The organism is Rhizobium esperanzae, assembly GCF_002204185.1.
Classification (GTDB): domain Bacteria; phylum Pseudomonadota; class Alphaproteobacteria; order Rhizobiales; family Rhizobiaceae; genus Rhizobium; species Rhizobium esperanzae.
The window spans coordinates 143,419-156,300 of sequence record NZ_MXPU01000012.1 but is presented as its reverse complement, the minus strand read 5'-3'; the positions used below and the strand labels follow the sequence as shown (position 1 = coordinate 156,300).

The window sequence follows — 12,882 nt, the reverse complement described above, 5'->3', positions numbered from 1 at the left end:
CAGTTCCACCTGCAGACCAACCTGGGGGTGCGTGCCGAGACGGTGGTCACCGCTGCGACCATACCGCTCCCGCCAACCGCCAGTGCGCGGTGTGACGACAAAACAAAACATAACGTTACGTCAGGCGCTGACCGCCGCCGGCTCCGTCCCGGAGAAATCCACTGCGGCGAAGGCTGCCGCCAGAACCTCCGGTCCGGCACCGTTTTTTACCGCGTCGGTGGAGAGGATTTGACGATAGCGTCGCGCCCCGGGCAGGCCGGTGAAGAGGCCGACCATGTGGCGGGCCACCTGTTGCAGCCGGCCGCCGCCGGCGATATGGCGCTCGGCATAGGCCATCATCCGGTCGCACAGCGCCTGCCAGTCGGGCTCGACCGCCGGCGCGCCGAAGAAGCGCCGGTCGATGTCGGCGAGGATCGCCGCGTTCTGGTAAGCGGCCCGGCCGAGCATGACGCCGTCGACATGGGTGAGATGCTGGGCGGCCTCGTCGAGCGTGCGGATGCCGCCGTTGATGCCGATGAACACATCGGGCCAGCGCTGTTTCATCCGGTAGACGATCTCGTAGTCGAGCGGCGGAATCTCGCGATTCTCCTTCGGGCTCAAGCCTTTCAGCCAGGCTTTGCGGGCATGTATCCAGATCGCGTCGGCGCCGGCATCGAGAACGCGAGTGATAAGCGCGGGCAGCGCCTCTTCCGGGTCCTGTTCGTCGACACCGATCCGGCATTTCACTGTCACGGGCGCGGTCGCGACCGCCTTCATCGCCGCGACGCATTCGGCCACCGTCTCCGGCGTCAGCATCAGGCAGGCGCCGAAGGTGCCCGATTGCACGCGGTCGGAGGGGCAGCCGACATTGAGGTTGATCTCGTCATAGCCATAGGGTTCGGCGATTTTCACCGCCTCGGCGAGTTTGACCGGATCCGATCCGCCAAGCTGCAGCGCCAGCGGATGTTCCGCGGCGTCGTGGCCGAGCAACCGCTCGCGCGGGCCATGGATGATGGCGTCGGCCACCACCATCTCGGTATAGAGCAGCGCCTGCCGGCTGATCTGGCGGTGGAAATAACGGCAATGCCGATCCGTCCAGTCGATCATCGGGGCCACCGCAAATATCGGCCTCTTCTCAGTCATCGACGGTCCATTGTTCCTTGTAGCCACGGCGCCTCAATGTTGGCGCCCTGCATCGCCGCTCCGGCGAGATCATCATTAAGGGCGCATATAACACCTGGCCTTGCGATCGACAAATCCAAGCGTGGCAAACAAAAACGGCGCCCCTTTCAGAGCGCCGTTCCTGCCGCCGAAGCGATAATCTAGCTTACGAAGCCGAGATGTTGACAGCCTTCGGGCCCTTGCCCATGCGGTCCGGCTCGGTGTCGAAGGTGACCTGCTGGCCTTCGCGCAGCGACTGGATGCCAGAAGCCTGCAGCGCGGAGATGTGGACGAAAACGTCCTTTGCGCCGCCGTCCGGCGTGATGAAACCAAAACCCTTGTCCTGGTTGAAGAATTTTACGATGCCTTTGGTGGCCATTGGGATAGTCCTTTTCCCTTAGTCTGTGTTTATCCGCGCCCCCGAGAGGAAGCGGACGGCTTTAGCTTTCGTCCCGATTGGGGTTGGGGACGAAGGGTCAGTCGGAGAAGTCACGTACGGGGAAAGAACGTCTACGCAGGCGGGTATTCCCGCGCCCCTTCCGTAACGGAAGAGATACCACATCAGTCCAGTCACCGGCATGCAAATGCCCGAGTAGGTGGATTGGTGCCATCATTTCGGTCAAAATGCAAGCGCCATTATTGTGGCATGACATTTATAACGACAGGAAATGCCGAAGATTCAGTTACTTGACGAAAAGTTAGCAGATACTTGCTCCGATGTGCCATATCGGGATTCCGTACCGAAACGGGATGAGCGGTGCTTCGGTGGCGGGGCATGGATTTTGCGGAGCGGCAGGCCACATCAATCAGCCCTCATGGTGAAGAGGATCGCAGAGCCTACCTCCGGTGTTCCTGGCGCCGTCTTTGTTCCGCCCTCATCCCGAGGTGCGTAGCCCGCAGGGCGAAGCCGCGAAGGACGGGGGCGGCCACCGGCGCCATTGCCTTCGACTCTGCATAGGGCTTGTGGAATGCAGTTAAGGCCGTTCGCGCGCCCGCCCTCGTGGTTCGAGACGGACTCTTCGGCCTCCTCCCATGAGGGCGCTCTTTGGCGCCTGCGGTTTTACTGCGCATCCCCCAGCAGTGCACTGAGGCTCCAGGGATTATCGCCCTGCTGATCGGCGATGTCGTCGACCTTCCAGCCGCCATGCTCGCGCACGAGGGTGTAGAAAAGCGTCACCTCCTTGCCGTTGTCGAACTGCACTTCCACCTCGGCCTTGTCGTCCAACAGGATCGGCTGCCCGATCCTGACGTTGCTCGCCTCGCCGTCCTGGCCTGCGATGACTGGATCGAAATCGACCGCGCCGACATCGCCCTCGGGCGTGTTGTCGAGATCGGCCTGGAGAAGCTTGTTCAGATGGTCGGAAAAGAAGATCGAATAGGGCGAGGGCGCCTCGGCATCGCTCCTGTCGGTGTCGTAGCTGTAAAGCGCCTTTAGCAGCGCCTTCGGCGTCTTGTAGGTCTCCGCCAAGGCGGGCAGGGCCGCGAACGCCGAAATGGCGAGGGCGAGGATAACGGTGGGTAGACGCATGCAGGCTCTCCTCCGATGGGCGGAGAATCATAGCCGAAACGAGCATCGAGGTGGAGCGGCATTTTCTGAGATGCCTCGACTTGGCTGCGCCCTCTGCATCTCCTGCTGGTGGCGGCAGGCAAACGCCTTAGATTGCCGCTGTGGGGCCCGCAAGACTGCGAGCCCCACCGGCGTTGAAAGCCGATCATGACGCATATTGGCGTCTGGCAGAAATCCAGTCGTGATTAGATCAAAGCATCGTGCAGCAGGCTCGACGGCTCAAAAATGTCCTTCACGGCGAGGGTGAAGTCGTGGCTGGTGATGTTGCCGGCCGCGTCATAGGCTTCGGCGGTGAAGGTCAGGCTGTGCGTGCTTTCGTAGTCGATCGCAGCCTTCGTTTGGATCTTGTTGCCGACGAGCTTGAAGATGCCGTCGGCATCATCCGTCAGCCGCCACTTCACCGTGCCGCCTTCCGGATCGACGGCTGAAAGAAGGCCGACCGAGGTGCCGATTGCGACATTCTCGGAGATCGAACTGCGCGAGAACGAGAGCTTGATCGGCGCCTGATTGACCGGGGCTTCGTTGACATCGAGCACGTTGATCGTGATCTCCTTTTCGACCGTGACCTTACCGTCGGAGACGGCGACCTTGATCGTGTGCGACTTGGCCGTCTCGTAGTCCAGCGCCTTCGAGGTGACGATGCGATTGCCCTTCAGCCGGAAGTGATCGTCGGCGCCGTCGAGCAACGTGTAGGTGAGGGTGTCGCCGTCGGCATCCTTGGCGCTGAGCAGACCAACCGTGGTCCAGATCGGTGTATCCTCGGAGAGGGCGGTTTTCGAGAGCTGGACGTTGGTTGGCGCGGCGTTGCTTTTGGGCGTAAAGCTTTCCGTGGCGAAATCGTAGATGCCATCGGCAAAGCGGGCGAATTCGACATCTGTCAGCGTATCCGTCCCTTCGGCAGCGCTCGTCAGGATGTGATCGCCATTGTTCACCGCGAAGGAATAATTGGCGAAATTGCCTGAGAAGAGCGCGGTGTCGATACCGGCGCCGCCATCGATGGCGTCGTTGCCGGCGCCGCCGGTCAATTTCTCGTTGCCAGCATTGCCGTTGAGGATGTCGTTGCCGCCGCTGCCCTTGAAAATGTCGTTGCCGTCGGTGCCTGTAAATTCATCGTCACCGCCGCCAGTCTTGACGTCGATGCCGAACGCATTGCCGGCTACGAAAGATCCGAGATCTCCCAGTTCGTCGGAAAGATCGAGGTGGGCGCTGTCCGTCAGGGCCACTGAGGCTCGAAAATCGCCGAACGGATCGGTCGACCAGACGATTTTGTCGAGGCTTTCGAACTGCGCGCTCGAACCGGCGACGGTATATCCTGCCGTTTCAAGGACTTCGATGTTTTTGATCGTCAGGCCCAGAAGCGAGCCGGTTCGTAGCGTATCGATCCCGGCGCCGCCATCGATCGTTCCTAAATTCATGGGAGCGAATGTCTCTACGGCTATGAAATCGTCGCCGTCTCCCGCATCGATGTCAACGACCTCAGGGTTCAGGCCGAAAAGCTCACCATCGTCGATCGTATCGTTGCCCGCGCCACCCCTGATGACATCGTTTCCAATGTCGCCGGAGATGTGGTCATTGCCGTCACCGCCATTCAGCGTGTCATTGCCAACTCCGCCATTGATCCAATCGCTTCCGGCACCGCCGATCAGTGTGTCTGAACCGTCGCCGCCTGCGATGGTGTCGTTGCCTGCGCCTGTCGTGATCACGTTGTCCCCGCCTGAGCCCGTGACATCTGCGGAGCCCGAGCCCAGTTCATCCGAAAGGTCCACCGTCCCGGAATCCGAGATGACCAGGTGAGCTGCCACGAGAGGATTGATTTCGGAGTCGCGGATGAGATCGTAGGCTTCGAACTCTGCCCCGGTCTTGGTAATCGTTGCGCCGTTAGTGTCCAGGATATTCAGCGGGGTGCCCGGCTCGGTGCTGTTAACCGTGAAGCTTTCAGTCGCGAAGTCGTAGACGCCATCGGCAAAGCGCGCGAATTCGACGTCTGTCAGTGTATCCGTGCCTTCCAGCGCGCTCGTCACGACGCGGCTGCCATTGTCGACCGTGAAGGAATAATCGACGAAATTGCCGGCGAAGGCCGCCGTGTCGATGCCCGCGCCGCCATCGATAGTGTCGTCGCCGGCGCCGCCGGTCAGTTTATCGTCGCCGTCGTGGCCATTGATGACGTCGTTGCCGCCGCTGCCGTCGAAAATGTCGTTGACATCGCTGCCCGCGAACTCATCGTTGCCGTCGCCGGTCTTGACGTCAATACCGGAGAAACCGTGGACACGACTTCCGAGATCTCCTAATTCGTCGGAAAGATCGAGATGGGCGCTGTCCGTCACCACTAGCGAGGGGTCATAACTGAAGAAGGGGTCGGTCGACCTGACGATCCTATCAAAGCTCTCGAACTGCGCGCTCGAGCCGCTTACCTGGAAATCGGCCAGTTCAAGCACTTCGACGTTCTCGATCGTCAGGCCGCGGAGAGCCGAGCCTTGCAAGGTGTCGATTCCCGCACCGCCATCGATCGTTCCCGATATCAATGGAGCGAATCGCTCAACGGTTATCAGATCGTCGCCGGCGCCGCCGTCAATGTTGACGATTTCTGGCTGCAGGCCGCCATCAGGTCCGAGCACAAAGGCAAAACCGCCATCGCTGATCCGATCATTGCCGTCGCCGCCGATCAATATGTCGTTGCCCGCATTGCCGTAGATCGTGTCGTCGCCAGCGCCACCGTTCAGCGTGTCCGCGCCGTCGCCGCCTGAGATGGTGTCGTTGCCGGCACCTGTTGTGATCGTGTTGTCACCGCTCGAGCCGGTCACGTTCGCCGATGCCGAACCCAACTCATCGGCCAGATCTGCCGCGGAGGAATCGGAGACGGTGAGAGAGACAGGTACGGAAGGATTGGCTTCAGAGTCGCGAATAACGTCGTAGGCTTCGAATTCAGCGCCAGTGTTGGTAATTGTAGTGCCGTTTGTATCCAGAATATTCAAAGCCATATTTTAATCTTCCCCAAAGATGAGTTTTACTCTGAAAAATGAGAAATCCCCGAAAGAACTGTTTATTGGCTCAACGGACGACAACCTCTCGGGGATCTATGCCGATGATAAATGAAGTTTTCAATGAAAAATTGTGATTTTTTATCGAAAAAGTAAGGTTGAAATACTGTGGAAGGACTTCGAATTTGCAAACCAAAAATCGTATTTTAGTCTTTTAATTCATAAGCGTCCTGTGTGTAAGCTCGCGGTATAAGCGTGAAAAATTGTCTTCGCCTGACGCGCTATGGCATTGCGCGTCGGCGCCTGACCATCGGCGTCGCTTTCCCGCCTGACGACGGGCTTGCGCCTGCGGACGGCTTCCGGTGAAATCTCTCATGCGAGCTTGATGAGGCCCGCCGCAGTCGGGATAAATCCGCAGGCGCGGTAGAAGCCGGTCAGCTGCGGTTCGAAATCGACATGCAGCCATTCAGCGCCGCGCTCGCGGGCGATGCTCGTAGCCTGCCTGACCATACGCGTCGCGATGCCCTGCCGCCGCATATCGGGATGGACCGACGTATCGAGGAGGAAGGCATGAATGCCGCCATCCCAGGCGACATTGACGAAGCCGACGAGCTTGCCGTCGTTATAGGCGCCGATATGGGCGAGACTGCGGGAGAGGATTTCGGCGAAATCCCGCCTGTGCGGGCTGCCCCAGTCGGCGGAAAAGAGGGCGTTCAGTTCGTCGGCGGCGGGGAAGGGGTCGGTGCGCAGTTCCTGCATGGGTGGTTTTCTCCGTTCGAGCCGGCCGAGAGCAGAAGCTAGGGCCGGGAGGTTGCGGATCAATCACGGTGGATTGGTTCGAAGCTGCAGCACATGTTACACATATGAGGCGCGGGCATTCCCGCAGGGGCGCAACTGAGGCGTCGTTGACACCCTGTCACCCCGGAACATAATGAGAACATCTGACATTGCACCGGCAGAGAGGGTTCCATGTGCGGACGCATATTCGTCAAGACCTCGCTTGAGGAGCTGATCTGCAATTTCCCATTTGCTGTCAGGGGCGGGGATATTGACGGGCTGGGAAATCGCTTTCCCCGGTGGAATGGCGCGCCGTCGCTGGATTACCCCATCATCATCAGGGACGTCGTGCGCGAGCCTGACATAACGGGCCCCATCTTCGTGTCGGCACGCTGGGGTCTGCTGCCCTCCTGGGCCAAATCAGGCGGCCGGCCGCCGCCGGTCAATGTCCGCTGCGAGAGCATCGCTTCCAATGGCATGTTTCGCGCGGCATATGGTTCGCGCCGGTGCCTGGTGCCGATCAATGGATTCTTCGAGTGGAAGGACATTCACGGCACGGGCAAGAACAAGCAGCCCTATGCGATCGCGATGAAGGACGGCTCCGCCTTCGCGCTCGCCGGCATCTGGGAAAGCTGGAAAGACGAGAACGGCATTTCGATCCGCAACTTTGCCATCGTCACCTGCGAGCCGAACGAAATGATGGCTGAGATCCATGACCGCATGCCTGTTATCCTGCATCGCGAGGATTATGAACGCTGGCTGTCGCCGGAGCCGGATCCGAACGATTTGATGAGACCTTTCCCGGCCGAGTTGATGACGATGTGGAAGATCGGGCGGGGCGTCGGCTCGCCCAGGAATGACCGGCCTGAGATCATCGAGGAAGTCGAGGACGATCCGGAGCCGACGCTGCTCTAGGGCAAGTCAGGCAAAGCGGTGGCGGTCTTACCTCCGGAATCGCTCTGATTCACCGGCTCAGGCGGGAGCCATTCACGAAACATGCGGCAAACACATCCTTACGAGGAGAGGACGACGCATGCCAGACGATGCCGGAACGCTGTTACGGTCGTTCCTCAACAATGCCCTTCGCAGGCAGACGCAGCGCCGGATCCGGGATTTCGGCGGCTATGAGATCGGCAAGCGCCGAAAGCCTGATGTCATCGATGCGATCGCAGACGAGGTGGCGGAATTCCTCTGCACCTATCTCGACATCAAGGCGAACGGCCGACCGGCGACCAAGGAAGGGGTGGTCTTGGCCATCGCCCGGGCACTGGGCAACGTCTCCGATGAACTCGCCTACAGGCTGACATCACGCGATGACGATGCGTGGAGAACGGTGTGTGAGTCCGTCGCCGTTTTCCTGGAAGCCCGCATGGAATTCGACCAGAAGCCCTATGACGGGTCGCTGACGGCGCGATCGAACTATAACGGTTGGAAGGACTGGGAGGTGATCGTCAGCGGCGAGAGACCCAGGGGCAAATGGCGCCACGCCTGGAAGGAAAAACCTGGCGACGATTTCATCGGCTTTGACGGCGAAACCTGCATGGGGCGGATCTTCAAGATCGATCTCACAGGCTCCGACGAGCGCTGGTACTGGCTGATGGCGGCCGATGGCAGCCCACGGCGCGGATGGCCGGCGGCGGGGTACGAGGCGAGCGCGAGGAGCGCGGCCTGCCGGGTAGAGCGGATTTATTTTGCGCTGGTGAAGGGGGAGGCGAGGGTTGGGTATCGGTGAGGGAGGCCGTACGGCGTGGTGTAAAGGCTCAGGTAGGGCCGACTTTAAGGCCTCTGGCCGCCTATGGTAATTCGGGGACTTTGTGGATGACTCGGCGTTCTTACAATTCCGATAGATGGGGGCTTTTCTCGATAATATCAAAAATAGATTCTGCATATTCTTGAATTTTAGAATTATGTTCATAACGTCTGTCAAGCTTATGTCGCTGGCATTATCGTTATGATGTACTATCCTATTACGCTTATCTACAGTAGACCCAATAAAATCCGCGTACTTGGCAAAGTCCGCGTTTCCCTCTAGGTCGATTCCAACCTTTTCAAATATCTTTATAGTTTTGAAAAAGTTTGCCGACACTTCGTCCGATATATTGCTTTTTTCCAATCCCGTTTTGTATGATTCGTACCTATATGACGTCTTCTTTGTCTCTCTGCAACCCGCCAGCGGTAGATTTCTTAAATGAGTCAGACGTGCAAAGGTCAATGAAGGCGGAAAATACCTCCTCTTGAGAAAAAACAATCAGGCAGGCATCAAGCGCATTCTTGAAATTCTTCTTGAGGGCGTCGAGCTCCTCTGTTGAATAAGACGATGCGGTCTTCATGTATTTGTCCAGGAATTTCGACAGGTTTCCCTCATATTCCTCCGGTGATTCATAGAATGAGAAGAATCTGAGGACAAGTTCTTCAGCTTCCCTGGCGTCTCTCTTTCCTTTTCCTTCTTTGCCGAGGCCGAAATCTTTTATAATTTTGTTTTCCGCCAGTTCGTTGAGCAGTTTATCAAAGTCGCCGGGATAAAGAGCGTGGCGAATTTCCTGATCAGATAGTGAAACCGAACCCTTATTCAGGCGGGCAAATATCTCAGTTACCAACTCATCTGGGTTTTCTCGTCTAAGTATTACACACCGTATTGTCGTTGACTCGAGTTCGGCTCGATAGGTCCCTAGCTCCGAAAATTTTTTCCCCTCCAGATCCGGGAACGCAGTCATTTCTTCGAGCGCGAACTCATTGTTGAAGAACTTTAAGACCGTCGTTATTCGTTGCACTCCATCTATTACTAGATGCGATCCATCTTTGGTCTCAGCGAAGTAGCAGGAAGGAAGTGGAATCCGCATCAGGCATGATTCGATAAATTTGGACGCGCGCCCATCCCTCCTTGTCCCATTTATATTTTCGCTGAAAATCTGGATCGAGGATCAGTTTTGGAGGATTTGCTTTAGCCCGCTGAACCAACGTTTCGAAGGGATAATCCACGGTATTTAGGTTTAAGGTCGCATTATTTTTCACAGCACAATCCACGAAATCCGGCGAAATTAGTATTTTTGATTTATAGCAATCAGAAGTTGCTGAAGCTTTAACGTCACCTTACACAGATGAAGCCGTCAAAATTCTGCAAAAGACATCCGGCAAGATGGCAACGGCATTACAGACGATGGAGCTAAGATCGCTTACCGCCCCGGCCGGCCCGTCTTCCCCTTCGTCCGCCCCTTGCGCTTCTGCTCGCCCGGCTCCTCATGGCTGCCGGCGCCAACCCTGCCGCGCACCATCGGCCGAATATCGTCGTCGCGTTCTGGCTGGCCTTCCAGCAATGGTGAAAACCGCTTCGTGCCCCTGGCGGCGTCCGGCTTGTCAGGGACATGGCCGGTCACCGGCTTTTCCGTGCGGCCGACGGTCATTTCGTCGAGAGTGTTACGGCGGAAGAGGCTCTTGTTGTCGGCGGGGGTGGCGACATGTCGGCCCATTTCGTCGAGTTCCGGTTTGCGGAAGAGGGGCGTGGCCGTGTCGGTGCCGGGGCCCATGTCGTCGAGAGAGGGTTTGGAGAAGTAGGAGGGTGTGACCCCCCCCTCTGTCCTGCCGGACATCTGCCCCACAAGCGGGGAGATCGACTCGCGGCTGGATTTACCGTTCCTTTTGCCGCCTTCCTGGTTGCGGGCTTCTTCGCGCGCCATCGGATCGTCCATCGCCGCAAGTTCCACCGCCTTGAGGCGTTTGATTTCGTCGCGGAGGCGGGCGGCTTTTTCGAAGTCGAGGTCGGCGGCGGCGTCGCGCATGCTCTTTTCGAGGGCGTTGAGATGGGCCTGCAGGTTGTTGCCGACGAGGTTGCCGCCGTCGGCGAAGCCTTTGCCGGAGACGCCCGAGATGTCGGCGCGGACGTGGTCGCGCTCGTAGACGGAGTCGAGGATGTCGGAGATCTTGGCCTTGACCGATTCCGGCGTGATGCCGTTTTCGAGGTTATAGGCCATCTGCTTTTCGCGGCGGCGGGCGGTCTCGTCCATGGCACGTTGCATGGAGCCGGTGACGTTGTCGGCATAGAGGATGACCTTGCCGTCGACGTTACGTGCCGCGCGGCCGATCGTCTGGATCAGCGAGGTCTCGGAGCGCAGGAAGCCTTCCTTGTCGGCGTCGAGAATGGCGACGAAGCCGCATTCGGGGATGTCGAGGCCCTCGCGCAGCAGGTTGATGCCGACGAGCACGTCGAAGGCGCCCAGGCGGAGGTCGCGGATGATCTCGATGCGCTCCAGCGTGTCGATGTCGGAGTGCATATAGCGCACGCGCACGCCCTGCTCATGCAGATATTCGGTCAGGTCCTCGGCCATACGCTTGGTCAGCACGGTACACAGCGTGCGGTAGCCCTTGGCGGCGGTCTCGCGGATCTCGCCGAGCACGTCGTCGACCTGGGTGCGGGCCGAGCGCACCTCGACCGGCGGGTCGATCAGGCCGGTCGGGCGGATGACCTGTTCGGCGAAGACGCCGCCCGACTGTTCCATCTCCCAGCTGCCTGGTGTGGCCGAGACGGCGATGGTGTCGGGGCGCATCGCGTCCCATTCCTCGAAGCGCAGCGGTCGGTTGTCCATGCAGGAGGGCAGACGGAAGCCATATTCGGCCAGCGTCGCCTTGCGGCGGAAGTCGCCGCGATACATGCCGCCGATCTGCGGCACGGTGACATGGCTCTCGTCGATGAAGACGATGGCGTTGTCGGGGATATATTCGAACAAAGTCGGCGGCGGATCGCCGGGGTCGCGGCCGGTGAGGTAGCGCGAATAGTTCTCGATGCCCTGGCAGGAGCCGGTGGCTTCCAGCATCTCGATATCGTAGCGGGTGCGCTGCTCCAGGCGCTGGGCCTCCAGCAGGCGGCCGGCCTTCTCCAACTCGGCAAGGCGCAGTCGCAGCTCTTCCTTGATCGCCTTGATGGCGCCGTTCAGCGTCGGGCGCGGGGTGACATAGTGCGAATTGGCATAGATCTTCACCGATTTCAGATCGCCGGTCTTCTGGCCGGTCAGCGGGTCGAATTCGGTAATGGCGTCGATCTCGTCGCCGAACATTGAGATGCGCCAGGCCGCGTCTTCCAAGTGGGCGGGGAATATCTCAATCGTGTCACCGCGCACGCGAAAACTGCCGCGGGTGAAATCCATGTCGCGGCGCTTGTATTGCTGGGCGACGAGATCGGCCAGCAACTGGCGCTGGTCCAGCCGGTCGCCGACATTCATCTGGAAGGTCATGGCCGTATAGGTCTCGACCGAACCGATACCATAAATGCAGGAGACCGATGCGACGATGATGCAATCGTCGCGTTCGAGCAGCGAGCGCGTCGCCGAGTGGCGCATGCGGTCGATCTGCTCGTTGATCGAGCTTTCCTTCTCGATATAGGTGTCGGAGCGCGGCACATAGGCTTCTGGCTGGTAATAATCGTAGTAGGAAACGAAATATTCCACCGCATTGTCGGGGAAGAAGTTCTTGAACTCGGAATAGAGCTGGGCGGCCAGGGTCTTGTTCGGCGCCAGGATGACGGCCGGGCGCTGTGTTTCCTCGATCACCTTGGCCATGGTGAAGGTCTTGCCGGAGCCGGTGACGCCGAGCAGCACCTGGCTGCGCTCGCCGCTCTGCAGACCTTCGACGAGATCGCGGATCGCCGTCGGCTGGTCGCCGGCCGGCTTGTACTCCGAGTCCATGCGGATGGTGATGCCGCCTTCGGATTTGTCCGGGCGGGCAGGGCGATGCGGCGTCCAGATCTTGCCGTTCTTGTGCAGCGGATTGCCGCTTTCGATCAGCTTCGACAGCGCCTCTACCGTGGCCGTGACGCCGCCGGGCGAGATGCTGCCGGCATCCTCGAGCGAAATGTCGAGACCGGCGACGGGATTGAGGCCGGCGGCGGCGCGCGTCTTCGGATCGGAGGAACCGCCGATCGAGACGCCGCGCGCGGTCTTGCTCACCGTCGCCTTCTTGTTGACGCTGACGGCTTCCGAATGCTTGCGTGCTTCGTTCTCCACCTTCTTGCGGTGCTTGCCCGCTTTCGAGGCAATCTCGCGCTGGCTCTCGACGCCGGAGGCTTCTGCATCGGCTTCAAGCTGCTTCACCCAATCGGCGACGGAGCCGGAGAGGGGGGCGCCTTCAAAGGACGATTGCGGGGCTTCCTCGAAACCATTCGAGGTCGGAGATTTTTTCGGAGCTTTGGCCATGGCGCGAATATGGAGAGAGTCAGCGCGAAAGGGAAGAGGCAAAGAGTACAAAAGGGAAACGATGAATCGTTCGGATTGGCTCAACAATTGCCCGGCTTGTGGCCGGCGGGCGGAGCCTCGAAGGACACGCTCCAGCGCTGCTCCTTGCAGCATGAACGTCAGCGCACCCGCCTTCTCTTTCGGGCCCCGGCGGGGCGCTCCAGGATGAGGCTCTCTTGGGCGGGGCACCGGTGCCATC

9 protein-coding genes and 1 pseudogene are annotated in these 12,882 nt (G+C 59.4%); 2 read left to right on the top strand and 8 right to left on the bottom strand.

The window, feature by feature from the left end; genetic code table 11:
* Window positions 1–120 precede the first annotated feature (120 nt).
* The 5 genes from dusA to B5E41_RS18945 form a co-directional block, all read right to left on the bottom strand.
* Window positions 121–1,122: a tRNA dihydrouridine(20/20a) synthase DusA gene (gene dusA / locus B5E41_RS18965; RefSeq protein WP_088395632.1), complete on the bottom strand. Its 1,002-nt coding sequence runs from the start codon at window positions 1,120–1,122 to the stop codon at window positions 121–123.
* A gap of 184 nt (window positions 1,123–1,306) precedes the next feature.
* On the bottom strand, window positions 1,307–1,519 hold the full coding sequence (locus tag B5E41_RS18960; RefSeq protein WP_064803342.1) for a cold-shock protein: 213 nt from the start codon (window positions 1,517–1,519) through the stop codon (window positions 1,307–1,309).
* A 681-nt stretch (window positions 1,520–2,200) separates the two neighbouring features.
* Window positions 2,201–2,668, bottom strand: coding sequence for a DUF3828 domain-containing protein (locus B5E41_RS18955; protein WP_064803340.1), 468 nt, complete (start codon window positions 2,666–2,668; stop codon window positions 2,201–2,203).
* Window positions 2,669–2,892: 224 nt separating this feature from the next.
* Window positions 2,893–5,685 (bottom strand): metal-binding protein, encoded by a 2,793-nt coding sequence (locus tag B5E41_RS18950; protein ID WP_088395631.1) that lies wholly within the window; start codon window positions 5,683–5,685, stop codon window positions 2,893–2,895.
* Between the two features lie 372 nt (window positions 5,686–6,057).
* Complete coding sequence (locus B5E41_RS18945) at window positions 6,058–6,444, bottom strand: GNAT family N-acetyltransferase (RefSeq protein ID WP_088395630.1); 387 nt, start codon at window positions 6,442–6,444, stop codon at window positions 6,058–6,060.
* Between the two features lie 210 nt (window positions 6,445–6,654).
* On the opposite strand from B5E41_RS18945, the gene B5E41_RS18940 reads away from it, so the two are divergent.
* Entirely contained in the window at window positions 6,655–7,377 is a 723-nt protein-coding gene (locus tag B5E41_RS18940; RefSeq protein WP_088395629.1) for an SOS response-associated peptidase, read from the top strand.
* Window positions 7,378–7,495: 118 nt separating this feature from the next.
* Entirely contained in the window at window positions 7,496–8,194 is a 699-nt protein-coding gene (locus B5E41_RS18935) for a hypothetical protein (protein WP_088395628.1), read from the top strand.
* A 159-nt stretch (window positions 8,195–8,353) separates the two neighbouring features.
* Here the strand turns inward: B5E41_RS18935 and B5E41_RS32785 are convergent.
* The 3 genes and pseudogenes from B5E41_RS32785 to uvrB all read right to left on the bottom strand — a co-directional run.
* Window positions 8,354–8,575 (bottom strand): annotated as a pseudogene (locus B5E41_RS32785) (HEPN domain-containing protein); the annotation flags it as partial.
* A gap of 22 nt (window positions 8,576–8,597) precedes the next feature.
* The gene (locus tag B5E41_RS18930; protein WP_280950627.1) at window positions 8,598–9,356 is read right to left on the bottom strand and encodes a DUF262 domain-containing protein; all 759 of its coding nucleotides are present in this window, start codon (window positions 9,354–9,356) and stop codon (window positions 8,598–8,600) included.
* A gap of 279 nt (window positions 9,357–9,635) precedes the next feature.
* The gene (gene uvrB / locus B5E41_RS18925) at window positions 9,636–12,644 is read right to left on the bottom strand and encodes an excinuclease ABC subunit UvrB (RefSeq protein WP_088395626.1); all 3,009 of its coding nucleotides are present in this window, start codon (window positions 12,642–12,644) and stop codon (window positions 9,636–9,638) included.
* Between the last annotated feature and the right edge of the window lie 238 nt (window positions 12,645–12,882).

Excerpts from the sequence above, each read along its gene's own strand:
- dusA (WP_088395632.1), bottom strand. The coding sequence starts at position 1,122 with ATGACTGAGAAGAGGCCGATATTTGCGGTGGCCCCGATGATCGACTGG.
- B5E41_RS18960 (WP_064803342.1), bottom strand. The coding sequence starts at position 1,519 with ATGGCCACCAAAGGCATCGTAAAATTCTTCAACCAGGACAAGGGTTTT.
- B5E41_RS18955 (WP_064803340.1), bottom strand. The coding sequence starts at position 2,668 with ATGCGTCTACCCACCGTTATCCTCGCCCTCGCCATTTCGGCGTTCGCG.
- B5E41_RS18950 (WP_088395631.1), bottom strand. The coding sequence starts at position 5,685 with ATGGCTTTGAATATTCTGGATACAAACGGCACTACAATTACCAACACT.
- B5E41_RS18945 (WP_088395630.1), bottom strand. The coding sequence starts at position 6,444 with ATGCAGGAACTGCGCACCGACCCCTTCCCCGCCGCCGACGAACTGAAC.
- B5E41_RS18940 (WP_088395629.1), top strand. The coding sequence starts at position 6,655 with ATGTGCGGACGCATATTCGTCAAGACCTCGCTTGAGGAGCTGATCTGC.
- B5E41_RS18935 (WP_088395628.1), top strand. The coding sequence starts at position 7,496 with ATGCCAGACGATGCCGGAACGCTGTTACGGTCGTTCCTCAACAATGCC.
- uvrB (WP_088395626.1), bottom strand. The coding sequence starts at position 12,644 with ATGGCCAAAGCTCCGAAAAAATCTCCGACCTCGAATGGTTTCGAGGAA.